26 protein-coding genes are annotated in these 25,859 nt (G+C 63.4%); 16 read left to right on the top strand and 10 right to left on the bottom strand.

Going from position 1 to position 25,859, the window contains the following annotated elements; translation table 11 throughout:
• Positions 1 to 69 precede the first annotated feature (69 nt).
• Positions 70 to 705, bottom strand: a complete 636-nt coding sequence (locus tag HBO12_RS11220; RefSeq protein ID WP_170042154.1) for a C40 family peptidase — start codon at positions 703 to 705, stop codon at positions 70 to 72.
• A gap of 249 nt (positions 706 to 954) precedes the next feature.
• On the opposite strand from HBO12_RS11220, the gene HBO12_RS11225 reads away from it, so the two are divergent.
• On the top strand, positions 955 to 1,383 hold the full coding sequence (locus HBO12_RS11225; RefSeq protein WP_170042155.1) for an NINE protein: 429 nt from the start codon (positions 955 to 957) through the stop codon (positions 1,381 to 1,383).
• Between the two features lie 144 nt (positions 1,384 to 1,527).
• Here HBO12_RS11225 and HBO12_RS11230 read toward each other — a convergent pair whose 3' ends face one another.
• From HBO12_RS11230 to gshB, 7 genes are all read right to left on the bottom strand, one after another.
• A complete protein-coding gene (locus tag HBO12_RS11230; RefSeq protein WP_169953557.1) occupies positions 1,528 to 2,799 on the bottom strand; it encodes a dihydroorotase in 1,272 nt (423 codons plus the stop codon).
• Positions 2,796 to 3,800 carry an aspartate carbamoyltransferase catalytic subunit gene (locus HBO12_RS11235; RefSeq protein ID WP_038444135.1) on the bottom strand — a complete coding sequence of 335 codons (1,005 nt, stop codon included), beginning with the start codon at positions 3,798 to 3,800 and terminating at the stop codon, positions 2,796 to 2,798. The genes HBO12_RS11230 and HBO12_RS11235 overlap by 4 nt, the downstream gene beginning before the upstream one ends.
• 24 nt (positions 3,801 to 3,824) lie before the next feature.
• The gene (gene pyrR, locus HBO12_RS11240) at positions 3,825 to 4,331 is read right to left on the bottom strand and encodes a bifunctional pyr operon transcriptional regulator/uracil phosphoribosyltransferase PyrR (protein ID WP_169953558.1); all 507 of its coding nucleotides are present in this window, start codon (positions 4,329 to 4,331) and stop codon (positions 3,825 to 3,827) included.
• An 82-nt stretch (positions 4,332 to 4,413) separates the two neighbouring features.
• Positions 4,414 to 4,851: a Holliday junction resolvase RuvX gene (gene ruvX, locus HBO12_RS11245; RefSeq protein ID WP_005792259.1), complete on the bottom strand. Its 438-nt coding sequence runs from the start codon at positions 4,849 to 4,851 to the stop codon at positions 4,414 to 4,416.
• Positions 4,851 to 5,420: a YqgE/AlgH family protein gene (locus tag HBO12_RS11250; RefSeq protein ID WP_170042156.1), complete on the bottom strand. Its 570-nt coding sequence runs from the start codon at positions 5,418 to 5,420 to the stop codon at positions 4,851 to 4,853. Before HBO12_RS11250 ends, ruvX begins: the two co-directional genes overlap by 1 nt.
• A gap of 100 nt (positions 5,421 to 5,520) precedes the next feature.
• Positions 5,521 to 6,420 carry an energy transducer TonB gene (locus HBO12_RS11255; protein WP_169953560.1) on the bottom strand — a complete coding sequence of 300 codons (900 nt, stop codon included), beginning with the start codon at positions 6,418 to 6,420 and terminating at the stop codon, positions 5,521 to 5,523.
• 77 nt (positions 6,421 to 6,497) lie between these two features.
• Positions 6,498 to 7,451, bottom strand: coding sequence for a glutathione synthase (gshB, locus tag HBO12_RS11260; RefSeq protein ID WP_029300457.1), 954 nt, complete (start codon positions 7,449 to 7,451; stop codon positions 6,498 to 6,500).
• Between the two features lie 238 nt (positions 7,452 to 7,689).
• Here gshB and pilG point away from each other — a divergent pair, with 238 nt between their 5' ends.
• The 6 genes from pilG (at position 7,690) to HBO12_RS11290 (ending at position 17,566) form a co-directional block, all read left to right on the top strand.
• The gene (pilG, locus tag HBO12_RS11265) at positions 7,690 to 8,097 is read left to right on the top strand and encodes a twitching motility response regulator PilG (RefSeq protein ID WP_032858786.1); all 408 of its coding nucleotides are present in this window, start codon (positions 7,690 to 7,692) and stop codon (positions 8,095 to 8,097) included.
• Positions 8,098 to 8,141: 44 nt separating this feature from the next.
• Positions 8,142 to 8,507 carry a twitching motility response regulator PilH gene (gene pilH / locus HBO12_RS11270; RefSeq protein WP_169953561.1) on the top strand — a complete coding sequence of 122 codons (366 nt, stop codon included), beginning with the start codon at positions 8,142 to 8,144 and terminating at the stop codon, positions 8,505 to 8,507.
• 12 nt (positions 8,508 to 8,519) lie between these two features.
• The gene (locus HBO12_RS11275) at positions 8,520 to 9,056 is read left to right on the top strand and encodes a chemotaxis protein CheW (RefSeq protein ID WP_169953562.1); all 537 of its coding nucleotides are present in this window, start codon (positions 8,520 to 8,522) and stop codon (positions 9,054 to 9,056) included.
• Positions 9,053 to 11,104, top strand: coding sequence for a methyl-accepting chemotaxis protein (locus HBO12_RS11280; protein ID WP_169953563.1), 2,052 nt, complete (start codon positions 9,053 to 9,055; stop codon positions 11,102 to 11,104). Before HBO12_RS11275 ends, HBO12_RS11280 begins: the two co-directional genes overlap by 4 nt.
• Before the next feature lie 158 nt (positions 11,105 to 11,262).
• A complete protein-coding gene (locus HBO12_RS11285; protein WP_170042157.1) occupies positions 11,263 to 17,118 on the top strand; it encodes a hybrid sensor histidine kinase/response regulator in 5,856 nt (1,951 codons plus the stop codon).
• On the top strand, positions 17,111 to 17,566 hold the full coding sequence (locus tag HBO12_RS11290; protein ID WP_169953565.1) for a chemotaxis protein CheW: 456 nt from the start codon (positions 17,111 to 17,113) through the stop codon (positions 17,564 to 17,566). The genes HBO12_RS11285 and HBO12_RS11290 overlap by 8 nt, the downstream gene beginning before the upstream one ends.
• 158 nt (positions 17,567 to 17,724) lie before the next feature.
• Here the strand turns inward: HBO12_RS11290 and HBO12_RS11295 are convergent, their stop codons facing one another.
• Both HBO12_RS11295 and HBO12_RS11300 read right to left on the bottom strand, forming a co-directional pair.
• Positions 17,725 to 18,012, bottom strand: coding sequence for a HigA family addiction module antitoxin (locus tag HBO12_RS11295; protein WP_099168625.1), 288 nt, complete (start codon positions 18,010 to 18,012; stop codon positions 17,725 to 17,727).
• Between the two features lie 14 nt (positions 18,013 to 18,026).
• Positions 18,027 to 18,287 carry a type II toxin-antitoxin system RelE/ParE family toxin gene (locus HBO12_RS11300; RefSeq protein WP_169953841.1) on the bottom strand — a complete coding sequence of 87 codons (261 nt, stop codon included), beginning with the start codon at positions 18,285 to 18,287 and terminating at the stop codon, positions 18,027 to 18,029.
• 395 nt (positions 18,288 to 18,682) lie between these two features.
• On the opposite strand from HBO12_RS11300, the gene HBO12_RS11305 reads away from it, so the two are divergent.
• The 9 genes from HBO12_RS11305 (at position 18,683) to mdcH (ending at position 25,808) form a co-directional block, all read left to right on the top strand.
• Positions 18,683 to 18,934, top strand: a complete 252-nt coding sequence (locus HBO12_RS11305) for a DUF6124 family protein (RefSeq protein ID WP_170042158.1) — start codon at positions 18,683 to 18,685, stop codon at positions 18,932 to 18,934.
• 121 nt (positions 18,935 to 19,055) lie between these two features.
• On the top strand, positions 19,056 to 19,778 hold the full coding sequence (locus tag HBO12_RS11310) for a hypothetical protein (protein WP_170042159.1): 723 nt from the start codon (positions 19,056 to 19,058) through the stop codon (positions 19,776 to 19,778).
• A gap of 99 nt (positions 19,779 to 19,877) precedes the next feature.
• Positions 19,878 to 21,548: a malonate decarboxylase subunit alpha gene (gene mdcA / locus HBO12_RS11315; protein WP_115129199.1), complete on the top strand. Its 1,671-nt coding sequence runs from the start codon at positions 19,878 to 19,880 to the stop codon at positions 21,546 to 21,548.
• On the top strand, positions 21,549 to 22,406 hold the full coding sequence (locus HBO12_RS11320; RefSeq protein ID WP_169953570.1) for a triphosphoribosyl-dephospho-CoA synthase: 858 nt from the start codon (positions 21,549 to 21,551) through the stop codon (positions 22,404 to 22,406).
• On the top strand, positions 22,406 to 22,705 hold the full coding sequence (locus HBO12_RS11325; RefSeq protein ID WP_057960874.1) for a malonate decarboxylase subunit delta: 300 nt from the start codon (positions 22,406 to 22,408) through the stop codon (positions 22,703 to 22,705). The genes HBO12_RS11320 and HBO12_RS11325 overlap by 1 nt, the downstream gene beginning before the upstream one ends.
• A complete protein-coding gene (locus HBO12_RS11330) occupies positions 22,698 to 23,540 on the top strand; it encodes a biotin-independent malonate decarboxylase subunit beta (protein WP_169953572.1) in 843 nt (280 codons plus the stop codon). Before HBO12_RS11325 ends, HBO12_RS11330 begins: the two co-directional genes overlap by 8 nt.
• The gene (mdcE, locus tag HBO12_RS11335; protein ID WP_170042160.1) at positions 23,537 to 24,316 is read left to right on the top strand and encodes a biotin-independent malonate decarboxylase subunit gamma; all 780 of its coding nucleotides are present in this window, start codon (positions 23,537 to 23,539) and stop codon (positions 24,314 to 24,316) included. The genes HBO12_RS11330 and mdcE overlap by 4 nt, the downstream gene beginning before the upstream one ends.
• Positions 24,310 to 24,906 carry a malonate decarboxylase holo-ACP synthase gene (locus HBO12_RS11340; protein WP_170042161.1) on the top strand — a complete coding sequence of 199 codons (597 nt, stop codon included), beginning with the start codon at positions 24,310 to 24,312 and terminating at the stop codon, positions 24,904 to 24,906. The genes mdcE and HBO12_RS11340 overlap by 7 nt, the downstream gene beginning before the upstream one ends.
• Positions 24,903 to 25,808, top strand: coding sequence for a malonate decarboxylase subunit epsilon (gene mdcH, locus HBO12_RS11345; RefSeq protein WP_170042162.1), 906 nt, complete (start codon positions 24,903 to 24,905; stop codon positions 25,806 to 25,808). The genes HBO12_RS11340 and mdcH overlap by 4 nt, the downstream gene beginning before the upstream one ends.
• Positions 25,809 to 25,859: the final 51 nt, after the last annotated feature.

Here is a 25,859-nt window from a genome sequence, read left to right on the forward strand (position 1 = left end):
GAGCTGGCTTGCCTGGGATGCAGGCAAGCCAGCTCCCACACAAGCCAGCATTCACATGTGCATTTACTGTCAGCGCTGCACAATCCGCAGGTTGTTCTGCTCTTTGGGCAGCACGCGCTTGGCAATCACGTAGTTCTTGTTCCAGAACGGTTTTTTCAGGGTGTCGATACTGACCGACTTGCCACGGCGTGGTGCGTGGATAAAACGGTCGTTGCCCAGGTAAATGGCTACATGGTTGACCTGGCGGCTCTTGAGCTTGAAGAACAACAGGTCGCCGGGCTTCAAATCCTTGCGATCAACCTTCTGCCCGTGGCCGCTGGCCATGGCATTGGAGGTGCGTGGCAAGTCCACCGCAGCTACATCATTGAAGGCGTATTTCACCAAACCACTGCAATCAAAGCCTTTACTTGGGCTGCTGCCGCCCCAACGATAAGGGGTACCGAGCACGTTGACCGCACGGCTCAAGACTTTGCTGCTTTGCTGGTTATTGCTCGCGACCAGGCCGGGAACTGCTTTAACGTTGGCCTTGCTCAGTTGAGCCGGGCGCTTGACGCTGAGCTTTACCGATTTGGCGGAGCTGGTAGTGGCGTGAACTTTAGGGGTGAAACCATTAACGTTCGGAAGTCGTTGCTCACGATTGGTGGCGTGGGCGGCCAGTGGCATCAATAGGCAAATGGTTAGCCATGTCTTTAAAAATGGTCGCATAAGGCAGGCTCTTGTTGGTTTGCGCGCAACTTTATAACAGCTTTTAGTGTCTTTCTCAGGCCGTTTGTCGACTGAACCTTGACGTCAAAATCAGGAAAACCGCGACGAACTGTCGCAATTGTCCTACACAAGTCAGGCGGCATAAGGCTTTGAGGGAAGCGACGATAGCATTTGCCGTACGTCGGGTGCCTGTAAAAAAGTCACAAAGAAACCAGAAATATTTATCTATCGAGGCAAAAGAGGTCATTCATGAACACCTATCGACAGGATGTTTCGCAACAGGACACTCACAGCAAGATGATCGGTTATCTGCTCTGGATCTTCGGTTTTACCGGGGCACACCGCTTCTACTACGGCAAGCCGGTGACCGGGACGATCTGGTTCTTCACCTTTGGTTTGCTGGGGATTGGCTGGTTGATCGACCTGTTTCTGATCCCGGCAATGGACCGTGAAGCCGACCTGCGTTTTACCGCCGGGCCGATTGAATACAACGTGGCGTGGATTCTGTTGGCGTTTCTTGGGGTATTTGGCTTGCACCGCATGTATCAGGGCAAATGGCTCACCGGCCTGTTGTACCTGGTGACCGGCGGCTTGTTCCTGATTGGCGTGCTGTATGACTTCTGGACGTTGAATACGCAGGTTTCGATCCGCAATGCCGAGCGGTTGGGCGGTCGCTGATCATCTCCAGCCTTGTGAGGATCTAATTGTGGGAGCGGGCTTGCTCGCGAAAGCGGTGTATCAGTCGACCTATTTGTTAACTGATACACCGCTTTCGCGAGCAAGCCCGCTCCTACATTTGACTGTGCCCGCTTCAGTTCTGGATCAAGCCTGGTAGCTGATCCGTCCATCCACCAGGGTGTAGCGCACAGTCGCCGGCAAGCTATGGCCGATGAACGGGCAGTTTTCACCGCGGGACAGCCACTGCTCGCCGGCGACAGTAGAACTGGCCGGGTCAAACAGCACCAGGTCCGCCGCCGCACCCACCGCCAGCTTGCCCGCCGGCAGGCGCAGCGCTTGCGCCGGGCCTGAGCTCAGGCGTGCCAGCAACGTTGGCAAGTCCAGCAACCCATCTTCCACCAGGGTCATTGCCAGTGGCAGCAGCAGCTCGACGCTACTGATCCCAGGCTCTGTCGCGCCAAACGGTGCCAGCTTGGCATCCCGTTCGTGGGGCTGGTGGTGGCTGGAGATCGCCGAAACCACCCCGGACTTCACCGCCGCACGCAAACCGTCACGGTCGGCGCGGGTGCGCAGTGGCGGTTGCACGTGGTACAGGCTGGAGAAGTCGATCAACGCCTCATCGGTCAGGATCAACTGGTACAGCGCCACATCGGCGGTCACCGGCAGGCCACGGGCCTGGGCCTGGGCAATCAAGGCTACGCCGCGGGCGCTGGTCAGTTGGCTGAAGTGCGCGCGCACGCCGCTTTGTTCCACCAGCAGCAGATCACGGGCCAGGGCCACGGTTTCTGCGGTTTCCGGGATGCCTGCCAGGCCGAGGAAACTGGCGGTGGGGCCTTCGTGGGCCAGGCCGCCTTCGGCCAGGTCGTGGTCCTGGGAGTGGAAGATCACCGTCAGGTCGAAGGTGGCCGCGTACTCCAGGGCACGGCACAGGGTGCGGGTGCTGCGGAAACTCTCCAGGCCGTTGCCGAAGGCCACGCAACCCGCGTCGCGCAGGGCAATCAGCTCGGCCAGTTGCTCGCCATCCAGGCCTTTGCTCAGGGCGCCGATGGGGAACACTTTGCAATTGCCGGCCTCGCGGGCGCGGTCGAGGATCAGCTCGGCCACGGCCGAGGTGTCCAGCACCGGCTTGGTCTGCGGCGGGCAGCACAGGCTGGTGACACCGCCTGCAGCGGCGGCGCGGGTTTCGCTGGCGATGCTGCCTTTGCGGCTGTAGCCCGGCTCGCGCAGGGCCACGTTCAGGTCTACCAGGCCGGGCGCGGCCACCAGGCCTTTGGCATCGATGCTCTGAACCGGGCTGAAACCACTGGGGGCGGCGCCGATGGCGATGATCTTGCCGGCTTCCAGGTGCAGATCAGTGACTTGATCCAGGCCGCTGGCCGGATCGATGACTCGGGCGCCGAGAATGCTGAGCTTCACTGGGCGTTCTCCTGCTCGAATTGACGTTGGGCAGTTTGCCCGCTCATGGCCATGGACAGCACGGCCATGCGCACCGCGATGCCGTAGGTGACCTGGTTGAGAATCACCGAGTGCGGACCGTCGGCCACCGCCGACTCAATCTCCACCCCCCGGTTGATCGGGCCTGGGTGCATAACAATGGCATCCGGCTTGGCGCCGGCCAGGCGTGCGGTGGTCAGGCCGAACAGGCGGTAGAACTCGCCTTCGCTGGGCAGCAGGCCACCGGCCATGCGCTCGCGTTGCAGGCGCAGCATGATCACCACGTCGACATCCTTCAGGCCTTCGGCCATGTCGGTGTAGACCTTCACCCCGTATTGCTCGATGCCTACCGGCAGCAGGGTTTTCGGCGCAATCACGCGGATATCCGGGCAGCCCAGGGTTTTCAGGGCCAGCATGTTCGAGCGTGCCACCCGCGAGTGCAGGATATCGCCGACGATGGCCACCGAGAGGTTTTCAAAGCCGCCCTTGTGCCGACGGATGGTGAGCATGTCGAGCATGCCCTGGGTCGGGTGGGCGTGGCGGCCATCGCCACCGTTGATGATCGCCACCTGTGGGCACACGTGCTCGGCGATAAAGTGCGCCGCGCCCGAGTCGCCATGACGCACCACGAACATGTCGGCCGCCATGGCCTCCAGGTTGCGCAGGGTGTCGAGCAGGGTTTCGCCCTTGCTCGCCGACGAGGTGGAGACGTTCAGGGTGATCACGTCGGCTGACAGGCGCTGGGCCGCCAGTTCGAAGGTGGTGCGGGTGCGCGTCGAGTTCTCGAAGAACACGTTGCAAATGGTTTTGCCGCGCAGCAGCGGGACTTTCTTCACCGCCCGGCCGCCGACTTCAAGGAACGAGTCGGCAGTGTCGAGGATTTCGGTGAGCAATTCGCGGGGCAGGCCGTCGAGGGACAGGAAGTGTTGCAGCTGGCCCTGAGCGTTGAGCTGCAGCGGGCGCTTGGCATCTAGAGGCGTCATCGCGGGGACTCTTTACAAGGCGGTTTAAAGGGCGAGGTCTTGCAGTTCGAGTTCGAGCGGCGTGGGACCGGACAATTTTACCCGCTGCTGGGCCGAAAGCGACAGGGTCGCACCCACCACATCCGGGCTGATCGGCAGTTCGCCAGCCTCGAGGTCGAGCAGGCAGACCAGGGTGATGCTGGCCGGGCGGCCGTAGTCGAACAGCTCGTTCATGGCGGCGCGGATGGTGCGCCCGCTCATCAGCACGTCATCGATCAGTACCAGGTGCTGGCCTTCGATTTCAAAGGGCAGCGCTGACGGGCGCACTTGCGGGTGCAGGCCGTTCTGGCTGAAGTCATCGCGGTAGAAGGACACATCCAGGGTGCCCAGGGGCGCATCACTGCCCAGCTCTTGCAGCAACGCCTGGGCGACCCACACGCCACCGGTACGGATACCGATGAAACGCGGCTCGCTGATGGCGCGGTGTTGCAGGTGGGTCGTGAGGCTCGTCGCCATCTGACGGATCAGTTCGGCGGGATTGGGCAGGCTCATGGTGGCTCCTTCAAGGGCTTGGGCAGCGTGACGCTGGCAAAGTCCGGGCTCAAACGTAAGAAGACGCGGCAAGCCGCGTCAGTCAGGATTCAAATAAAGCGGTGTTTTCATCCAGCCAACCCTGCAGCAGCAAGGCGGCGGCAATGGCGTCGACCGGGTTGTCGCGGTAGCTGCCTTTCTGCCCGCCACGGTCGCGACGCTCACCCTTGGCCTCGAAGGTCGTCAGGCGTTCATCGTGGGTATAGAAGGGCAGGTTGTAGCGGCCGTTGAGGCGGCGGGCGAACTTTTCGGCGCGCAGGCACATGTCGCTGGGGGTGCCGTCCATGTTCAGCGGCAGGCCGACCACCACGGCGTCGGGTTTCCATTCCTTGATCAGGGCTTCGACCTGATTCCAGTCCGGTATGCCGTTCTGCGCCTTCAAGGTACACAGCTCGCGGGCCTGGCCGGTAATGACCTGGCCCACGGCCACGCCAATCTGCTTGGTGCCATAGTCAAACCCGAGGATCAGTCGCAAGGCCATCAGGCGTGCCCCACCTGGCTGGTCAGCAGGTTGAGGTTGACCCCCAACTGCTTGGCCGCGGCATTCAGGCGCAGTTCGCTGGCGGTGTTGAACAGAATGTCGGCATCGAAGGGGCAGGTCAGCCAGGCATTGTTGGCCAGCTCTTCTTCCAGTTGCCCGGCTTCCCAGCCCGCGTAACCCAGGGTGATCAGGCTCTGCTGCGGGCCGGCGCCATCAGCGATGGCAAACAGCACGTCCTGGGAGGTGGACAACGACACGCCCTCCAGGTCGACGGTTGCCTGGAACGTCGGGCCGCTGGGATGCAGCACGAAGCCGCGGTCAGTCTGCACCGGGCCACCGAAGTAGATCGGCACCGCCTGGCAACTGGCGGGTGGATCGATCTCCGGGCGCAGTTGCTCAAGGATATCCGCCAGGTTCAGGTCTTGCGGTCGGTTGACCACCAGCCCCATGGCGCCATTGGCCGTGTGCTCGACGATATAGGTCAAGGTGTGCGCAAAGTTCGGGTCGGCCATATGGGGCATGGCGATCAGGAATTGGTGCTTGAGGTAAGTCGGGCTGACATTTTTCATGTCCGCTAGTGTGGCGTTGGAGGGGCGAACTGACAAGCTGGGGATGTGTAGGAATACGGTTAGCGGATTTTTTGCCCGTGTAGGAGCGAGCTTGGGGTAGTCAATTGCTGGAAAGCCGGTCGCCCTTGGCAAAGCGCCAGGTGCGGATGATTTCCAGGCGGTCGATATCGTTCAGGTCGCCGGTAAACGGGGCGAACGGTGCGGCCAGGCGCACGATGCGTTGTGCCGCCTGGTCCAGTAATGGCTGGCCGGACGACTCCAGCACCAGCACTTCATATAAGGAACCGTCGCGGTTGATTGATACGAGCAGGCGCAGGTTGCCGTAGATCTGCTGGCGCCGGGCCTCGTCCGGGTAGTTCAGGTTGCCGATGCGCTCGACCTTCTTGCGCCATTCGTCCTTATACCAGGCGCCTTTGTCGCGCATGGTAGAGGCGGCATTGAGCCGATAGATGCGCGGGCGCTTGGCATACAACTGTTGTTCGTTGGCCAGTTCGGCCTCCAGGCTGGAGATTTCGCTGGAAAGTTGCGAGCTGTCGAATGTCGGTGCGGGCTTGCTCGGCACAGGCTCGGTCTTCACGGCTTCGCGCTGGGTCACGGCCTTCTGGGGTTTTGGCGCAATGGTGGCGACGGCGGCCTTGGGCGCGGCCTGCTTGACCTCGGGCTTGGCCGCTGGAGGCGGGGTGACCTTATTGATCTTGTTGTCCTGGAAGGGCGCCACTTCGGTGGTCTTGGGCACTGCCTTTTTATCCAGGGTGCCGCTGCCCTGCTGGTTGTCCTGCGCCAGAAAGTCAGCCTTCTCGGGCTTTTTCTCACTTTTGAAGGTGGCGAGGGTGATTTCCAGGGTTTTGCTGATTTGCTGGGGTTCGACGAACGTGAAGCCCAGGCCGAGGATCAACGCCAAATGAATCAGCGCTGCCAGGAACAGGGTAAATCCGAGCCGATCAGCCGGGCGTACGCCGCTGTGGCTGAGTTCGGGGGGCAGGTCGGACGGAAGCGTCATAACAGGAAAACCAACATCGCGCGTCTCACGGGTGGCGCATGATAGCGCAATGTTGGTTTACATCTGGCTGTTCTATGTCACTTGGCTTGTAGCTTGTCGGCAATTGCCGCCATGAGCATTTCGCCGATATTGGTGCCGAACGCGTTGTCTATTTCGCGGATACAGGTGGGACTGGTCACGTTGATTTCGGTCAGGTGCTCGCCAATTACGTCAAGGCCTACAAACAGCAGGCCCTTTTCCCGCAGGGTCGGGCCAACCTGGGCGGCGATCCAGCGGTCCTTGTCGCTCAGCGGGCGGGCTTCGCCACGACCACCGGCCGCGAGGTTGCCACGGGTCTCGCCGGCCGCCGGGATACGCGCCAGGCAATAATCCACCGGCTCGCCGTCGATCATCAGGATGCGCTTGTCGCCGTCCTTGATTGCCGGCAGGTAGGCCTGGCCCATGATCTGCTGGGTGCCCAGGGCGGTCAGGGTCTCAAGGATCACCGACAGGTTCGGGTCGCCCGCGCGGTGACGGAAGATCGAGGTGCCGCCCATGCCATCCAGCGGCTTGAGGATCACATCGCCATGCTTGGCGGCAAATTCACGCAGCACATCGGCGCGGCGGCTGACCACGGTCGGCGGCGTGCACTGTGGGAACAGGGTGGCGAACAGTTTTTCGTTGCAGTCGCGCAGGCTCTGCGGCTTGTTGACGATCAGCACGCCGGCGCGCTCGGCCTGCTCCAACAAGTAGGTGGAGTAGACGAACTCCATGTCGAACGGCGGATCCTTGCGCATCAGGATCACGTCCAGGTCGCTCAGGGGGCTGTCGATCTCGTCTTGCAGCTCAAACCATTTCTCAGGGTTGGCGAACACCTGCAAGGGGCGCATCCGCGCCCGCGCCTCGCCATCGCCCTGGTAAAGGTCGCGCTGTTCCATATAGAACAGGGTCCAGCCGCGGGCCTGGGCGGCCAGCAGCATGGCCAGCGAGCTATCCTTTTTATAGGAGATGCTGGCGATAGGGTCCATGACAATGCCGACGCGAACGCTCATGGGGAATTCCTCTAGCAAATAAGGGCGCATAAAAGTGGCGTCAGAGTGGCGCTGCGGCTGTTGTGGGTCAAGGAAAAACCACCTTGCCGGTCGGCCGATAGATTGCCTCCCCAGTCTGTGCTAAAAAGACTGCCATGGCGTGTCGGCCCTTGCATGGCAAGGGTTTTGGCGCTCGTCCCAGGCAGCATCCGGCAGTACACACCGAAACCCGATTCGCTGTGGCGATGGTAGAGCAGATATGGAACAGCATTCCAACGCCTTGAAAGTGATGGTGATCGACGACTCGAAAACGATTCGCCGCACCGCTGAAACGCTGTTGAAGAACGTGGGGTGCGAAGTCATCACGGCCATCGACGGTTTTGATGCCCTGGCCAGGATCGTTGACCATCACCCGCACATTATCTTTGTCGACATCATGATGCCGCGCCTGGATGGCTATCAGACCTGCGCCCTGGTCAAGAACAACCCGGCGTTCAAGGCCATCCCGGTGATCATGCTGTCGTCCAGGGACGGCCTGTTCGACAAGGCCAAGGGGCGCATCGTCGGCGTCGATCAATTTTTGACCAAGCCTTTCAGCAAGGAAGAACTGCTCAGTGCGATCAAGGCCTATGTGCCGGGTTTCGCCGCAGTAGAACAAGCACATTGACCCAGCCCCCTGGGCTTGCGTCAACCAATGTAGTGGGGAAAACCATGGCACGCGTTCTGATCGTCGACGATTCGCCGACTGAAATGTACAAACTGACCGGCATGCTGGAAAAGCACGGCCACCAAGTCCTCAAGGCCGAGAATGGCGCCGATGGCGTGGCCCTGGCCCGCCAGGAAAAACCCGACGCCGTCCTGATGGATATCGTCATGCCCGGCCTCAATGGCTTCCAGGCCACGCGCCAGTTGTCCAAGGAGCCGGAAACCAACGGTATCCCGATCATCATCGTCACCACCAAGGACCAGGAAACCGACAAGATCTGGGGCGCACGCCAGGGCGCCAAGGCGTACCTGACCAAGCCGGTGGAAGAAGACAAGCTGATCGAAGTGCTGAACTCGGTGCTCAAGTCCTGACGGCACGTTCCCATGACCGAGTCGCAAACCGCCTTTGAGCTGCTGCTGGACATCGACCGCCGTTGCCGCCTGTTGGCCGCTGATTTGCCGTCCCAGGAAACCCGCTCGCACAGCTGGAGCGGCATTGGCTTTCGCCTGGGCGGGCATTGGTATGTGGCGCCCATGGGCGAAGTCGCCGAGGTACTGCATGAACCGCGCTGCACCCTGATGCCCGGGGTCAAGCCCTGGGTCAGGGGCGTGGCCAACCTGCGCGGGCGCTTGCTGCCGGTGATCAACCTGTGCGGGTTTTTCGGCTATGAGCTGTCGACGGCGCGCAAGCAGCGCCGGGTGCTGGTGATCGAACACGAAGACACCTTCGTCGGCCTGCTGGTGGATGAGGTGGTCGGCCTGCAGCACTTCGCCCAGGACCAGCTGCGCCCGGTATCGGCCAGCGTGCCCGCGGCCAGCGCCGCGTTTATCCAAGGCCAGTTCAGCGGCGACCCGCTGTGGCAGGTCTTCAGCCCCTTCGCCCTGGCCCAGGCCCCGGGCTTTCTGGATGTTGCCGCATGAGCACCGCCACGCCCGTCAAACCGCAGGAAGCCTCCCGTAGCCGCTCGCAGATCATCGTGCTGTTTATCGCGCTGATCATCTTCATCATGTTGCTGTTCGCCAACTTCGCGTACCTCAACACCCAGTCCACCTACGACAAGCAGTACATCGGCCACGCCGGCGAGCTGCGCGTGCTGTCCCAGCGCATTGCCAAGAACGCCACCGAGGCCGCAGCCGGCAAGGCCGCCGCGTTCAAGCTGTTGAGCGAGGCGCGCAATGATTTTGCCCAGCGCTGGAGCTACCTGAAAAAAGGCGACCCGGCCACCGGCCTGCCCGCTGCGCCCAGCGCCGTGCGCAGCGAAATGCGCGCCGTGCAGCATGACTGGGAAGCCTTGCTCAAGAACACCGACGTGATCCTGGCCAGCGAGCAGACGGTGCTGTCCCTGCATCAAGTGGCGGCGACCCTGGCCGAAACCGTGCCGCAATTGCAGTTGGAGTCGGAAAAGGTCGTCGAGATCCTGCTGCAGCGCGGCGCGCCCGCCAGCCAGGTGGCCGTGGCCCAGCGCCAGTCGCTGCTGGCCGAGCGCATCCTGGGGGCGGTCAACACCGTGCTGGCGGGGGATGACACGGCGGTCAAGGCCGCCGACGCCTTTGGCCGCGATGCCAACCGCTTTGGCCAGGTCCTGGCCGGCATGCTCCAGGGCAGCGCAGGCCTGAAGATCAGCGAAGTGCAGGACCCGGACGCCCGTGCGCGCCTGGCGGAGATTGCCGAGCTGTTCGAGTTTGTCTCCGGCTCCGTGGATGAAATCCTCGAAACCTCGCCGCAACTGTTCCAGGTGCGCGCCTCGGCAAGCAACATCTTCAGCCTGTCGCAAACCCTGCTCGATGAAGCCTCGCACCTGGCCACAGGTTTTGAAAACCTGGCCGGCGGGCGCACCCTCGACACCATCGGCGGCTATGTCCTGGGCTTGCTGGCGCTGGCGTCAATCATCCTGATTGGCCTGGTGATGGTGCGCGAGACCAATCGCCAGCTGCGCGAAACCGCCGAGAAAAACGAACGCAACCAGAACGCGATCATGCGCCTGCTCGACGAAATCGAAGACCTGGCTGACGGCGACCTCACCGTGACCGCCTCGGTGACCGAAGACTTCACCGGCACCATCGCCGACTCCATCAACTATTCGGTGGACCAGTTGCGCGACCTGGTGGCGACCATCAACCTCACCGCCGGTGAAGTGGCCGGCGCCGTGCAGGAAACCCAGGCCACCGCCATGCACCTGGCCCAGGCCTCGGAACACCAGGCCCAGCAGATTGCCGAAGCCTCGACGGCGATCAACCAGATGGCCCAATCCATCGACCAGGTATCGGCCAACGCCGCCGAGTCTTCGGCGGTGGCCGAGCGCTCGGTGGAGATCGCCAACAAGGGCAACGAGGTGGTGCACAACACCATCCACGGCATGGACAACATTCGCGAGCAGATCCAGGACACCGCCAAGCGCATCAAGCGCCTGGGCGAGTCGTCCCAGGAAATCGGCGATATCGTCAGCCTGATCGACGACATCGCCGAGCAGACCAACATCCTCGCCCTCAACGCCGCGATCCAGGCGAGCATGGCCGGTGACGCCGGGCGCGGGTTTGCGGTGGTGGCCGATGAAGTGCAACGCCTGGCCGAGCGCTCGTCGGCGGCTACCCGGCAGATCGAGAACCTGGTGCGGGCGATCCAGACCGACACCAACGAAGCGGTGATCTCCATGGAGCAGACCACCACCGAAGTGGTACGTGGCGCGCGCCTGGCCCAGGACGCCGGGGTGGCCCTGGAAGAAATCGAGGGGGTGTCCAAGACCCTGGCCGCGCTGATCCAGAGCATCTCCAACGCCGCGCAGCAGCAAACCTCGTCGGCGGGGCAGATCTCCCTGACCATGAACGTGATCCAGCAGATCACCAGCCAGACCTCATCGGGCTCCACGGCCACCGCCGAGAGCATTGGCAACCTGGCCAAAATGGCCAGCCAGTTGCGCCGCTCGGTATCGGGCTTCACCCTGCCGCCCGTGCGCAAGACCGATGAATGACATGCCTCCCCAAAACCACCGCAATCTAAATGTGGGAGCGGGCTTGCTCGCGAAAGCGGTGTATCAGTCACCTAATGTGCCGACTGACCCAGCGCTTTCGCGAGCAAGCCCGCTCCCACATGGATTCTCACTTTTCACCCATTCAGACGGGAGTCGTTATGGTTGACCGGCACGACTACGTCGCCCTCGAATGGGTCAAGGGCGAGATCGCCGACACCCTGAAGCAGGCCCGTGCGGCGCTGGACGCCTTTGCCGAGGACGCCAGCGAGCAAGCCCTGGCGCAGTGCCTGGAGGGCATTCACCAGGTCCACGGTGCCCTGCAAATGGTCGAGTTCTACGGCGCGGCACTGCTCGCCGAAGAAATGGAGCACCTGGCCCTGGCCCTGCAAGCCGGGCGTGTCAGCCAGCGTGAAGAAGGCATTCGCCTGCTGCAGCAAGCCCTCGGCCAACTGCCGTTGTACCTGGACCGTGTGCACAGCGCGCGGCGCGACCTGCCCCTGGTGGTGTTGCCACTGCTCAACGACCTGCGCAGCGTGCACGGCAAAAGCCTGCTCTCGGAAACCAGCCTGTTCAGCCCGCAACTGCTGGTGATCGCGCCGCTGCCCGATGATGCCCTGGCCCAACGAGCGCCGGCCGATTTTGCCGAGCAACTGCAGCAATGGCGGCAAATGCTGCAACAGGGCTTGGCCGGGCTGCTGCGTGAAGACCACGGCCCGAGCAACCTGGAAGACATGGCGCGGGTCTTCGCGCAACTGGAAGCGCTGTGCCACGGCGCGCCGTTGCTGGCGTTGTGGCAAGTCACCTCGGCGCTGGCCGAAGGCATGCTCATCGGCGTTATCGCCAATAGCCCGGCGTTGCGCAGCCTGCTCAAGAGCTGTGACAAGGTGCTCAAGCGCCTGCAAATCCAGGGCATCGAAGGGATCAACACCCCGGCGCCCGACCAACTGCTCAAGAGCCTGCTGTTTTACATCGCCAAAGTCACCCGACCGACGCCGCGCATGCAAAGCCTCAAGGAACGCTACGGCCTGGATGAAGCCTTGCCCGACAGCACCGTGGTCGATGCCGAGCGCGCGCGCCTGGCCGGGCCGGACCGCAACGCCATGGGCTCGGTGCTCGGCGCGTTGTGTGAGGAGTTGGTGCGGGTCAAGGAGCGCCTGGACCTGTTCGTGCGCAGCGACCGCCAACACATCTCTGGCCTGGACAGCCTGCTGGCGCCGTTGCGGCAGATCGCCGATACCCTGGCGGTATTGGGCTTTGGCCAGCCGCGCAAAGTGATCATCGACCAATTGGCGGTGGTCCAGGGCCTGGCCCAGGGGCAGCGCGAGCCCAACGACGCGGTGTTGATGGATGTCGCCGGGGCCCTGCTTTATGTCGAAGCGACCCTGGCGGGGATGGTCGGCACCGTCGAACCGCAAAACCGTGAAGACAGCCGCCTGCCCACCACCGACCTGACCCAGATCCACCAATTGGTGATCAAGGAGTCATGCCAGTGCCTCAAGCAGGCGCGAGAGCTGGTCATCGACTGCCTTGAGGCGCAATGGGATACACAGCGCCTGGAGTCCCTGCCAGAGCTGCTGACCCAGGTGCGTGGCGCCCTGGCGATGATCCCGCTGCCGCGCGCGGCGAGCCTAGTGCGTGGCTTCAAGATTTACGTCGATGAACAGTGGATGGGCCATGACACCGCGCCGCCGGCGGCGCAGCTGGAGCATTGCGCCGATGTGCTCACCAGCCTGGAACACTACCTGGAGCGCATGCTGCAGGACCCGGATGCACCGGGCGAGCGGGTGTTGGATATCGCTTTTGAAGGGCTCGCGGCGCTAGGTTATGCGCCAGTGCCCGCGCAGCAAGCCTGGCGCCAGGAACCCTCGGCACCGCACGATGAATTGCCGGTCGATTCCCAGACCCTGGCGCAGGCCCTGGCCAGCCCGACCCCACGTCTCAACCCACCGGCCCTGCAACGCCCGGGCAGCCTGCTGCCGCCGCCAGCCGATGAAGAGTCGGTGGATGATGAACTGCGCGAAGTGTTCCTGGAGGAAACCGCCGAAGTGCTGGACGTGTTGCAGCGCCTGGTGCCCCAAGGTGCCGCCAGCCTTGAAGATAAAGCCGCCCTGAGCGACATGCGCCGCGCCTTCCATACCCTCAAGGGCAGCGGGCGCATGGTGCGTGCCCTGGTGTTGGCGGAGTTGGCGTGGGCCGTGGAAAACCTGCTGAACCGCGTGCTCGAGCGGGTGGTCGCGCCGGGCGCCGAGGTCCAGGCCGTGCTGGATGACGTGCTGGTGCTGCTGCCGGCCTTGATCGCCGAGTTCGCCGCCGACACCCAGCGCCAGCGCGATGATGTCGACCACCTTGCCGCACGCGCCCATGCCCTGGCCAGTGGCGCGCCGTTACCGCCAGCCGTGGCTCAGGATGACAGCGCGCTCGACCCACTGCTGCTGGAGATCTTTCGCAACGAAGCACAGAGTCACCTGGACAGCCTCAATCGGTTTTTGCACCAGGCCACCGAGCAGATGCCGCTGCCTGTCAGCGATGAGCTGCAACGTGCCCTGCATACCCTCAAGGGCAGTGCCTACATGGCGGGCGTCTTGCCCATCGCCGAGCTGGCGCGGCCGCTGGACCACCTGACCCGCGAATACAAGGCCCATCGCCTGGCCCTGGACCTGGATGAAATCGACTTGCTGCTGGAGGGCGAAGCCCTGTTCCAGCGCGGCCTGCGCCAGTTGGACAGTGACCCCCTGGCGCCCATCGACGGTGCGCAATCGTTGATCGAGCGCACCCAGGCGCGCCTCGACGGCCAGCTCGAAGCCTTCCTCAATGCGCCGAGCGCCGGCCTGCGGGTCAAGCGCGACCCACAGTTGATCAGCAACTTCCTGGCCCAGGGCATGGACATCCTGCTCGATGCCGAAAGCCTGCTGCGGCGCTGGCAACAACACCCTGGCGAGCGCCAGGAGCTCAGTGCGTTGCTGGACGAGCTGACCACCCTGGGCGAGGGCGCACACCTGGCCGAACTGCATCCGATGGATGAACTGTGCGAAGCCTTGCTCGACCTGTATGGCGCGGTGGAAGAAAGCAGCCTGGCGGTCAGCGAGCGATTTTTCCAGGAGGCCGAACAGGCCCATGAAGCCCTGATCAACATGCTCGACCAACTGGCCGCCGGCCAGGAGGTCAGCCCGGCGCCGGCGCGCATGAAAGCCTTGCGCGAGTTACTCGATGAAGGGCTCGACCCCAGCGCCACCGGCCTGATCAAAACCGATGGCAGCCGCGCCTTGAGCATTGCCGAACTGGGCGCGGCCACCTCGCAGTTGCAGCAGGACTGGGCGGTGGACGATGAGATCGTCGAGATCTTCCTTGAAGAAGCGGTGGATATCCTCGACAGCGCCGGGCAGTCCCTCAAGCGCTGGCTGCTGGACCCCGACGGCGTGGCGCCGCTGTCGTCCCTGCAACGCGACCTGCACACCCTGCGCGGCGGTGCGCGCATGGCCGAAATCGGCCCGGTGGGCGATCTGGCCCAAGAGTTGGAAAGCCTTTACGAAGGCCTGGTGGACCGGCGCTACAACTACTCCGTTGAAATGGCGCAAGTGTTGATGGACAGCCATGAACACCTGGCCTTGCAACTGGAGCAGTTGCAAGAGCAGCGACCCTTGAGTGATTCCAGCGCCCTGATTGGCCGCTTGCGCGAGGTGCGCCAGAACGCCGCGCCGGTGGCGCTACCCACACCGCCCGATGCACAGGGCGGCGGCAGTGATCCGGAGCTGCTGGACATCTTTCTGGAGGAAGCGGCCGACATCCTCGACAGCTCCGGCGCCGCACTGTCGCGCTGGCAGGCCGAGCCCCAGGGCCGCCAGGAAGTCGAGACCCTGCTACGCGACCTGCACACCCTCAAGGGCGGCGCGCGGATGGTCGAGATCGGCCCGATTGGCGACCTGGCCCACGAACTGGAGTTTCTCTACGAAGGCCTGTCGGCGGGCTTGCTGGCGCCCACCAGCGAGCTGTTTGCGCTGCTGCAGGGCTGCCATGACCGCCTGGCGCAGATGGTCGAGGCAGTGGCGGCGGGGTTGCCGGTCGGTTCGGTGGAGCGCCTGATCGAGCGCATCAAAAGCCTGGTCCAGCCCAGCGAAGACCAGGCCGCACCGGTCGCCATGGCCGCCAGCAAACCCGAAGCCCCGGCCGCTAGCGAGCCGGGCGCGGACATGGTGAAAATCTCTGCCGAGCTGCTGGATGACCTGGTCAACCTCGCCGGCGAAACCTCGATTTTCCGTGGGCGCATCGAGCAGCAGGTCAACGACGCCCGCGCCGCCCTCAGTGAGGTGGAAACCACCATCGAGCGCATGCGTGACCAACTGCGCCGCCTCGATACCGAGACCCAGGGCCGTATCCTCAGCCGCCAGCACGCCGAGACCGAGCGCCTGGGCTACGAAGAATTCGATCCACTGGAAATGGATCGCCATTCCCAGTTGCAACAGCTGTCCCGCGCGTTGTCCGAGTCGGCCTCGGACCTTTTGGACCTCAAGGAAACCCTCGACCAGCGTAACCAGGACGCGCAGAACCTGTTGCAGCAACAGGCGCGGATCAACACCGAGCTGCAAGAAGGCCTGATGCGCACGCGCATGGTGCCGTTCGAGCGCATGCTGCCGCGCCTCAAGCGTATCGTGCGGCAAGTGGCCGGCGAGCTGGGCAAGGACGTGGAATTCGTGGTCGGCAATGCCGAGGGCGAGATGGACCGCAACGTGCTGGAGCGCATGGCCGCGCCCCTGGAGCATATGCTGCGCAACGCCGTCGACCATGGCCTGGAATCGCGGGATGCACGGCTGCTGGCGGGCAAGCCGCAGAAGGGCCGGATCACTCTGGACCTGAGCCACGAAGGTGGCGACATCATCTTCGACATGCGCGACGACGGCGCTGGCGTGCCGCTGGATGCGGTGCGGCGCAAGGCGATCAAGCGTGGCCTGCTGGACCCGGAGATGGAGATCAGCGATCGCGATGTGTTGCAGTTCATCTTGCAGCCGGGCTTTTCCACCGCCGAAAAAATCACCCAGATTTCCGGGCGCGGCGTGGGCATGGACGTGGTGCATGAAGAAGTGCGCCAACTCGGCGGGAGCATGGTGATCGACTCTACGCCGGGGCAGGGCGTGCATTTTCGCATTCGCCTGCCGTTCACCGTGTCGGTCAACCGGGCGTTGATGGTGCAGTGCGCGGAAGACCAGTACGCGATCCCGCTGAACACCATCCAGGGCCTGGTGCGCGTGTTGCCCAATGAGCTGGAAGGGCACTACCAACTGGACCCGCCGGTGTATCAATACGCCGGCCAGCGCTATGAGCTGTATTACCTGGGCGAGCTGCTGCACACCGTGGCCCGGCCCAAGCTACTGGGGCAAAGCCAGCCGCTGCCGGTGCTGCTGATGCAATGCAACGAGCGATATATTGCGGTGCAGGTGGACGACATGGCCGGCACCCGGGAAATCGTGGTCAAGGGCCTGGGCCCGCAGTTTGCGGCGGTGCAGGGGCTGTCCGGGGCGACCATCCTCGGCGATGGCCGGGTGGTGTTGATCATCGACCTGCTGGCACATATCCGCGCCCTGGCCCCGGCCTTGCCGGCCCAGGCGGCGGACACGGCATTGGCGGTCAACGAGCCGCAGAAAAAACAGCGATTGCTGGTGCTGGTGGTAGACGACTCGGTGACCGTACGCAAAGTCACCAGCCGCCTGCTCGAGCGCAACGGCATGAACGTACTGACTGCCAAGGACGGCATCGACGCCATCGCCCTGCTCGAAGAACACACCCCGGACCTGATGTTGCTGGACATCGAAATGCCGCGCATGGATGGCTTCGAAGTGGCGATCCAGGTGCGCAACGATCCACGGCTCGCGCGCCTGCCGATCATCATGATCACCTCGCGCACCGGCCAGAAACACCGCGATCGGGCCATGGCGATTGGCGTCAACGACTACCTTGGCAAGCCCTATCAAGAGTCGGTGTTGCTCGAAAGCATCGCCTACTGGAGCCCGAAACATGCTTGACCACCGCACCAGCCAACTCACCGGCTTGCTGCTGCCCCTGGCCGACCGCCACCTGCTGCTGCCCAACGTGGCGGTGGCCGAGCTGATCGACTTCCAGCGCGGCGAACCGGCCAGCGACGCCCCGCCGTGGTACCTGCGGCAAGTGACCTGGCGCGACCAGCAACTGCCCCTGATCAGCTTCGAAGCGGCCTGCGGTGGTACCAGCGTTGTCAGCGAACGCGCACGGATCGTCGTGCTCAACGCCCTAGGCGGGCGCCCGACCTTGAAGTTCATCGCGCTGGTGATCCAGGGCATTCCCCGCTCGTACAAGCTCGACAGCCAACTGAGTTATGTGGACGTCCCCCTGTCGCCGCTGGAACTGGCGGCGGTACAGGTCGGCGAGCATGTGGCGAAAGTGCCGGACCTGATGGGGTTGGAAGCGCTGCTGGTCGAGGCTGGGTTGGCCTGAACAGCCGTTATCAACACCTCTGAAGACCCAATGTGGGAGCTGGCTTGTGTGGGAGCTGGCTTGCCTGCGATAGCATCACCTCGGTTTAACTGACACACCGAAGCGTCTGCATCGCAGGCAAGCCAGCTCCCACATTGGATTGCGCTTGGCGCCAAACCTTACTTAATCTGCGCAAAACGCTCAATGACCGGTTGTTCACGGTGCTCTGCTTGCCAAAGATCGTAGGTACTTTGCATCGACAACCATAACCGCGCTTTGCTGATGCCTGCCCGCTCCAACCTCACGGCAAGGTCTGGGCTGACTGGCGCGTGACCATGCAGGATCCTGGAGAATGTTTCCCTGGCAAAGCCGAGCCGCCGGGCCATTTCGGTAATGGTGATGCCCAAGCTGGGCATCACATCCTCAAGCAGGATTTCGCCGGGATGTGGCGGGTTGTGCATACCCATGTACGTGCCCCTGTTCAATGGTAGTCAAGGTAATCAACCAGTTCGACGTGATCATCAAGCATACGAAAAATGATGCGCCAGTTACCGCTAATGCTGACGGAGCAGTAGTCGAGCAGATCGCCTTTGAGTCGATGAAAACGCCATCCTGGGAGATTCAATTCGCCCGGGTGTCCTGCGCTATCCAGAATCAGCAGCACACGACGCAAGCGTTTCGCGTGACCCGCGTTGATGCCTTTGGTTGATCCTGTTTCATAATGTTCTGCTGGTGAGATGATTCAAATTCCAAAGGCTAGAGAGGTGCCATCCGAGCAACAACCCTAAAAATCTGTAGGAATGATCATGCGGCATGATGCCTTCAGATTTTTCCCGCGCATTTTCGCGCCGCCCATGAACTTGTCGCTCGCCGCCTTCGCGCCTAGGCTTGGTCGGTCATCGCAAAAAACGGTGACACGGACGTGCAAGTCCGGTTACATATCGGCGCACCAACGCCCATAGCCATTCAGCGGGCGTTTTTTATGCCTGCTGTGTTTGTTATGGCGGCTGTGCGTGGGAGACCTTCGGGTCTGCCGGGGTCCGATATGCCCGGTCTTGCACACCTGCGCACAGCTGCCACCCGATTTGCGTGCAAGCAAGCGGTGTCAGTCTCCTTCACATATCGGAGATGTTCACCATGATCAAACCCACCCCCAACCCGCCTACCTCATCCAGTATCTTCACCGTCAACCCACACCAGAACACCGAAACCCTGCTGGTCAACGCCAGCGAAACCCTCGCCTCCCTCAACGCCCTGGCCTGCGGCCTGGCCTTTGAGCTGAACGGCGCCCAGCGCGGCGTGCTCCTGGCCATCCAACAAATGACCGAACTGGGCCAACTGCTGGTCGAGCGCGCGCTGGCGCAACTATCGCCTGCGGCCGCTGCGTAAAACTTGATCAGTCCCAAAAAGGGACCGTTCGTTCCCTTTTTGGGACTGATGCCTGCTCGGATAAAGCCCCACGTAAACCCGCCGATAACCCGACGAGTCTTTCGGTGGAAGCAACAACACAATGTGGCTATTTGACGTATTTGCCTGGCTGTACAACCTCACCCCGTTTACCGGTGCTTTGCTGTTGTGGTTCCTGGTGTTGGTGTTCACTGCCAGCGCGACGATGAATTTTCCGACACGGCGCGGCAAGCTCGCTGGCTTCGGGATTTCGGTGGTGGGCGCGGTGTTTATCTTGGGGTACCTGGAAACCCTCGTGCTCAACGCCACAGGCAAAGAAATCAAGGGTGTTGTGATCAACCTGGTGGTCATGAGCCTCGGCGGTTTGGGCTCGTGCTTGCTTGGGGTGGCCATTTCGAAAAGGCCGAGCAAGGCCGAAATTGAACAGACCCGCACCAGCATTCGTGGCTGGGGCCTGGCGGTCTTTGAATACCTGTTCGTGTTTATCCTGATGTGTTCACTGGTGCTGACTGTTTTCTGCCTGCCCTTGTGGCGCCTGGATTGGCCCGTGGTGTCGGGGCATGAAGTCACCGGCCTGTTGCTGGCTTTCCTGGGCGCGGCTTCAGGCTGTGCGATCGTCTCCTATCTGCGTCGGTTGATGAAGTGGGAGCAATGGGGCGTGGCCGTGTTGTTTGGGCTGTTGCTGTTTCTGCTGCCCGTGTACGTGCAGGCGATTTGGGGGCTGGTGAGCTGGAGCCTGGCGGCGGTGCTGGGGTTTCATGGCGTGGCGGGCATTGGCTTGGGCTGGACGGTGTGGCGCCAGCGCATGGAATGGCGGCGCTCCTGACCATTACTCCAACCGTAACAATCCACCGCCGAGCTTGATTGATACCCCCCCGATTCACTCCTATGGTGAGCCCCACGACAGCGAACCCGTGGAGCGATCATGACAACAACAATAACCCCCGACTCGCGCTGGACGCGGCGCCGCGACGAGAAGCAGCGGCGGCTCGGGCTGGTCCAGGCGTTTGCCGACGGGGCGGTGCTGCCCAGCGACAGGATCGTCGAGGCCCTGCAAGCCCTGATCCTGCCCGGCGACCGCGTGGTGCTGGAAGGCAATAACCAGAAGCAGGCCGACTTTCTCTCGCGCTCCCTGGCCAAGGCCGACCCGGCCGTGCTCCACGATTTGCACATGATCATGCCCAGCGTCGGGCGCTCCGAGCACCTGGACCTGTTTGAAAAGGGTATCGCCCGCAAGCTCGATTTCTCGTTTGCCGGCACCCAATCCCTGCGCATCAGCCAGCTCCTTGAAGACGGCCTGCTGGAAGTCGGCGCGATCCACACCTACATCGAACTCTATGCGCGACTGGTCGTAGACCTGATCCCCAACGTGGTGCTGTCCGCAGGCTTCATGGCCGATCGCGCCGGCAATATCTACACCGGCCCCAGCACCGAAGACACCCCGGCGCTGATCGAGCCGGCGGCGTTCAGCGATGGCATCGTCATCGTGCAGGTCAACCAGTTGGTGGACGACGTCAGCGACTTGCCCCGCGTGGACATCCCGGCCAGTTGGGTGGATTTCGTGGTGGTGGCCGACAAGCCCTTCTATATCGAACCGCTGTTCACCCGCGACCCCCGGCATATCAAGCCGGTGCATGTGCTGATGGCGATGATGGCGATCCGTGGCATCTACGAAAAACACAACGTGCAGTCGCTGAACCATGGCATTGGTTTCAATACCGCCGCGATTGAACTGATCCTGCCGACCTACGGTGAGTCCCTGGGCCTTAAAGGCAAGATCTGCCGCAACTGGACCCTCAACCCGCACCCCACGTTGATCCCCGCCATCGAAAGCGGCTGGGTTGAAAGCGTGCATTGTTTCGGCACCGAACTGGGCATGGAAAACTACATCGCCGCGCGCCCGGATGTGTTCTTCACCGGTCGCGACGGCTCGTTGCGCTCCAACCGGATGTTCTGCCAACTGGCGGGGCAATACGCGGTGGACCTGTTTATCGGCGCCACTTTGCAGGTGGATGGTGACGGCCATTCGTCCACCGTGACCCGAGGCCGGCTCGCCGGGTTTGGCGGCGCGCCGAACATGGGTCACGACCCACGCGGGCGCCGCCACGGCACCCCGGCCTGGCTCGATATGCGCCACGACGATGCCCCCGAAGCCTTGCTGGAGCGCGGCAAAAAGCTGGTGGTGCAGATGGTCGAGACCTTCCAGGAGGGCGGCAAACCGACCTTCGTCGACACCCTCGACGCAGTGGAAGTGGCGCGCAAAAGCGGCATGCCCCTGGCGCCGATCATGATCTACGGCGACGACGTGACCCACTTGCTCACCGAAGAAGGCATCGCCTACCTGTACAAGGCGCGCTCCCTGGAAGAGCGCCAGGCGATGATCGCGGCGGTCGCCGGGGTGACCGCCATCGGCCTGCGCCACAACCCCAAGGACACCGCGCGCATGCGCCGCGAAGGCCTGATCGCCTTGCCCGAAGACCTCGGCATCCGCCGCACCGACGCCACCCGCGAACTGCTGGCGGCCAAAAGCGTGGCCGACTTGGTGGACTGGTCCGGTGGCCTGTACAACCCGCCCGCCAAGTTCAGGAGCTGGTAAATGCACGCACTCAAATTGCACACACTGACCCTGGCCGAGCAACTGGCGGACCTGGCGGTCGATGCACTGATCGACGAAGCGGACCTGTCGCCCAAGCCGGCGCTGGTGGATCGGCGCGGCAATGGCGCCCATCACGATTTGCACCTGGGCCTGATGCACGCGTCGGCGCTGTCCTTGTGGCCGGCCTTCAAGGAAATGGCCGAAGCGGCGATTGCCCTGGGCGAGATCGGCCTGCCGCTGCGCGAAGCCCTCGGCCGGATCGGCCGCGAAGGCGAACAGGCGATGCTCGCCACCACCCAGGGCGTGAATACCCACCGTGGCGCGATCTGGGCTCTTGGCCTGCTGGTGGCCGCCGCCGCGCTGGCACCTGCCTCGCGCACGGCCAATGCGCTGACTTTAAGGGCTGCGCGCCTGGCCCTGCTCCATGACCGTTTTGCACCGCAACCGCTGAGCCATGGCGCGCAAGTCGCGCAGCGCTATGGCGTACGTGGCGCCCGCGAAGAAGCGCAACTGGGCTTCCCCGCAGTGCTGCAACGGGGCCTGCCGCAACTGCACGCAAGCCGTTTGCAACAACACGGCGAGCAGAACGCGCGCCTCGATGCGCTGCTGGCGATCATGACCCAACTGGCCGACACCTGCGTGCTCTACCGCGCCGGCACCGATGGCTTGCAGGCAATGCAACGGGGCGCCCAGGCCGTGCTGGATGCGGGCGGCAGCGCGAGCCTGGCCGGGCGGCGTCGCCTCAATGAGCTGGACCAGCAACTGCTGGCCCTGAATGCCTCCCCCGGTGGCGCCGCCGACCTGTTGGCCGCCTGCCTGTTTATCGACCGCATCGAGTCTTGCGACGGAGCGTTTTGATGGAAACCCTATCCTTTGAATTCCCCGCCGGGCAGCCGCCCAAAGGCCGCGCGCTGGTGGGCTGCGTCGGTTCCGGCGACCTTGAAGTGCTGCTGGAACCGGGCACGGCGGGCACCTTGAGCATCCAGGTGCAAACCTCGGTCAACGGCGCCGAGCAGCGTTGGCAGCACCTGTTCCAGCGGATTTTCCAGGAGCAGACCCCACCGGCGCTGAACATTCAGATCCACGATTTTGGCGCCACCCCCGGCGTGGTGCGTTTGCGCCTGGAGCAAGGTTTCGAGGAGCTTGGCCATGACTGATTTACTCAACCGGCACAGCTTCGTCGAACTCGGCGCCCGCCAGCGGGCCAAGGCCTTGCTCGATGCCGGCAGCTACCGTGAATTGATCGACCCGTTCCAGCGCGTGATGTCGCCGTGGTTGAGCCGCCAGGGCGTGGTGCCGCAGGCTGACGATGGGGTGGTGATTGCCAAGGGCACCCTCGATGGCCTGCCACTGGTGATCGCCGCCATCGAAGGTAATTTCCAGGGCGGCAGCCTCGGTGAAGTGGGTGGCGCAAAAATCGCCGGTGCCCTGGAACTGGCCGCCGAGGACAACCGCAACGGCATCCCGACGCGTGCGGTGCTGCTGCTGGAAACCGGCGGCGTGCGCCTGCAGGAGGCCAACCTCGGGCTGGCGGCGATTGCCGATATCCACGCGGCGATTGTCGACCTGCGCCAGTACCAACCGGTGATCGGCGTAGTGGCCGGCAGCGTTGGCTGTTTTGGCGGCATGTCCATTGCCGCTGGCCTTTGCAGCTACCTGGTGGTGACCCGTGAAGCGCGCCTGGGCTTGAACGGCCCGCAAGTGATCGAACAGGAAGCCGGCCTTGAAGAATACGACTCCCGTGACCGGCCCTTCATCTGGAGCCTGACCGGCGGCGAGCAGCGCTTCAACAGCGGCCTGGCCGACCGTTATGTGGCGGACGATGTGGCGCAGATCCGCCAGCAGATCAGTGAACTGTTGCAGCAAGGTTTGCCGGCCTCGCAACGCAGCCGCCAGGCCGACTATTACCTGGCGCGCCTGGCTGCGCTGGACGCCGAACCGCAGATCGAGCCGGCCACGGTTCGTGACCTGTATCAGGGAGAACGCTCATGAGAGGCTTGCACTGGTTCAACGCATTGCGCGCGGATGCAGCGCCGGTGGCGGGTTTGCCGGCTTCGTTGAAAGTTGCTGATGGCGTGCTCGGCGAGCAGGCCGTGCGGTTTATCGCGGTGGTGCCCGATGCTGCCAACCGCTTCCCCCGCGCCCGCCAAGGTGAGGTTGGGTTGCTGGAAGGCTGGGGCCTGGCCAAGGCGGTGGATGAAGCCATCGCCCGCGGCGATCAACGCCCGATTGTGGCTATTGTCGACGTGCCGAGCCAGGCCTATGGCCGTCGCGAAGAAGCCCTGGGCATTCATCAGGCCCTGGCGGCGGCGGCGGACAGTTATGCCCGCGCCCGTTTGGCCGGGCACCCGGTGATCGGGTTGCTGGTGGGCAAGGCCATGTCCGGGGCGTTTCTCGCCCATGGCTACCAGGCCAACCGCCTGATTGCCCTGCGCGACCCTGGGGTGATGGTGCACGCCATGGGCAAGGCCTCGGCGGCGCGGGTCACCTTGCGCAGCGTCGAAGAACTCGAAGCCCTGGCCGCCAGCGTGCCGCCCATGGCCTATGACATCGACAGCTATGCCAGCCTCGGCTTGCTCTGGGAAACCCTCACGGTCAGCCAGATCGAACAACCGACCGCCGACGACCTGGCGCGGGTCAGGGATTGCCTGGTGCAGGCGATCAAGGATGTGCAGAACAGCGGCGTGCGCGATTTACGCGGGCGCCTGGGCGCCGTCAATCGTGCCGCGTCCAGCCATGTACGCCAGCTGTTGCGGGAACAATGGTGAACGCCCACGACTTGCTCTGGGGCATGGCCCCGGCGCACGTACCCGCTGACGCACCGGCCTGGGTACTGGCGGTGATCGGGGCGGGGCAGCCAGTGGTGGTGCGCCGGGCGCTGGCCGAACCGGGCTATGTGGCGGTGGGTGTGCGTGGACGTGTGCGTGAGCAGCGTTTTGCGGCCGTGATGCCCGTGGCGGCTGTGCAACGGCGAGTGACACCCGAGGCCCTGTGCGGGGTGATCTCGCCGCGGGATTTACCGGCGTTGCGCGCCCTCGATCAACTGCGGCCGGTGCTGGCGCAAGAGGTTTGGGGTGTGACGGGCAGCGCGGGTTTCGAGTTGGCCACGGGCATTGAGGCACTGCATGCCCAGAGCGATCTGGATTTGCTGCTGCGCGCGCCCGAGCGGCTTGATCGCGGTGATGCCGAGGCGCTGCTGGCGATTCTGGACACCGCACCGTGTGCCGTGGACCTGCAATTGCAAACCCCTTATGGCGCGGTGGCCTTGCGCGAATGGGCCGGCCCATCGCTGCGGGTGCTGCTGAAAAACGCCAGCGGTGCGCATCTGGTGATCGACCCTTGGCAGGCCGTGGCATGAGCAGCCTCCTGGTGTTTCCGGGGCAGGGTGCCCAACGCCCGGGCATGCTCCAGCAATTGCCTGCCAATGTCCTCGATGAAGCCAGCGATACCTTGGGACAAGAGGTGCGCCAGCTCGATTCGGCGCAGGCCCTGGCCAGCACCCGCGCCGTGCAACTGTGCCTGCTGATCGCCGGCGTGGCCCATGCCCGTGAGTTGCAACACACACCGGACTATGTGGCGGGCCTGTCCATCGGCGCTTATCCGGCGGCAGTGATCGCCGGGGCCCTGGCGTTTGCCGATGCGCTGCGGCTGGTCAGCCTGCGCGGTGAACTGATGCAGCACGCTTATCCACAGGGCTACGGCATGACAGCGCTGATCGGCCTGGAGTTATCCACCGTCGAAAGCGTGCTCGCCGAGATCCACAGCGCGCAAACCCCGGTGTACCTGGCCAATATCAATGCCGATAACCAGTGCGTGATCGCCGGCAGCGATGCCGCCATGCAACGGGTGGCCAACCGCGTCAAAGGCCAGGGCGTGGCCAAGCGCCTGGCCGTCAGCGTGCCGTCCCATTGCGCACTGCTGGAGCAACCGGCCCAGGCCCTCGCTGAAGCGTTTGCCAAGGTCGCGCTCAAGGCGCCGGCCATCACTTACCTGAGCAGCAGCCGGGCGCGGCCGATCCGCGATCCGGCGCAGTTGCGCGACGACCTGGCGTTCAACATGTGCCGCCTCGTCGATTGGCGCGGCACCGTGCAAAGCGCCTATGAGCGCGGCGTGCGCCTGCACATCGAGCTGCCTCCGGGCACAGTCCTCACCGGCCTTGCGCGGCGGGTGTTTGAGCAAGGCACCGTGATTGCCTTCGAAGGTGCGCGCCTGGATACCTTGCAGGCCTTGCTGGAACAGGAGGGCCGCCACCACCGATAAAGCGTGAGCTTGGCTTTCGAAGCACAAAAACAACAATTTCGATCAAGCATC

Origin of the sequence: Pseudomonas sp. WS 5059, assembly GCF_012985525.1 — a bacterium.
In the GTDB taxonomy this organism is placed as follows: Bacteria; Pseudomonadota; Gammaproteobacteria; order Pseudomonadales; family Pseudomonadaceae; genus Aquipseudomonas.